We start from the raw sequence: 1163 nt of genomic DNA on the forward strand, positions 1-1163 counted from the left end.
CCCTTGAGGAGCATCTTCGCGTCGGTGAACATGCCGTTGACGCTGCCGACGCAGAGGTCGTACCACTGGGTCGCCGCGCGGGTGACGCCGCCGACGATCCGGTGGCCGCCCGGGTGCATGTCCGCCGGCCCGAGCACGGCCGCGGCGGCACCGGAGCCGAGCGTCAGGCTGGCGAACTCGCTCATGAAGTCCTTGCGGTTGCGGCCGCCCTGGTTCAGGCGCTCGATGGTGTTGAGCTGCACCTGGTCGGCGTCCTCGCCGTCCACGACGAGCGCGTACTTGATCTGGCCGGAGTCGATCATGCCCGCGGCGACGCTCATCGCGTTCACGAACCCGAGGCAGGCGTTCGCGATGTCGAAGTTGATCGCGGACGACGGCAGCCCGAGTCCGTGGTGCAGCCGCACGGCCACCGAGGGCTCGAGGTGCGGACGGGTCACCGACGTGTTGATGAGCAGGCCGACGTCCTCGGGGCGGATGCCCGCCTCGGCCATGGCACGGCGCCCGGCGTCGATCGCGGCGTCCTGGAAGGACTGCCCCTCACCCCAGTTGCGACGCTCCTTGACCCCGGCGACACGCTCGAGCAGCCCCATCGGCAGGCGCAGGCGGCGCAGCACGCCGCGGAGCTTCTCCTCGATGTCGGCCGAGGTGGTCACGCGTTCCGCCACGGTCGTCGCGACGGAGAGCAGCGCGACGTTGTCGTGCTTGGCCGTGGCGTTGCCGGGCCGCTCCGTGTCGCTGCTCGTCGCCTGGTCGACCGGCCGTTCCGTCATGATCGTCACCGACACATACTTCCGCATCTGGCCTGGGTACGCGATCCGGAAGCGCTGACAGGCGGGGGACAGTGCGCTCCGGATGCGCCTCACGCCTCGGGCTGGCGTGGTTCCTTGGGGAGTTTCCGGACCTTCGCGCGACGCTTCCGACGCTCCGGGATCATCGATCGCATCTCCTCCAGCTTGCCGAAGCAGAGCAGGCGGTCCCCGGGTTCGAGCGCGACGCCGCTCCGGGGGTTGGGGATGACGCCGGAGCCGCGGTGCAGCGTGAGGACGGTGATGTCGCGGTCCCAGAGACCGGACTCCTTGATGGTCTTCCCGACGAGGTCGGCGTTCGTGTGCACGAGGAGCTCGGCGACGCCGTACCCGGTCGAGACGGAGAGCCGCTGGCGG

2 protein-coding genes are annotated in these 1163 nt (G+C 70.2%); both read right to left on the reverse strand.

Annotated elements, in window-relative coordinates:
- The coding region (locus tag I5E_RS13055; protein WP_042723865.1) for a 3-oxoacyl-ACP synthase III at positions 1-770 on the reverse strand (770 nt) is incomplete at its 3' end.
- An 89-nt stretch (positions 771-859) separates the two neighbouring features.
- Positions 860-1163, reverse strand: a 304-nt coding sequence (locus I5E_RS13060) for a cation:proton antiporter regulatory subunit (protein ID WP_022907379.1), incomplete at its 5' end; no start/stop codon positions are given.

This window comes from Curtobacterium sp. B18, assembly GCF_000333375.1.
Classification (GTDB): domain Bacteria; phylum Actinomycetota; class Actinomycetes; order Actinomycetales; family Microbacteriaceae; genus Curtobacterium.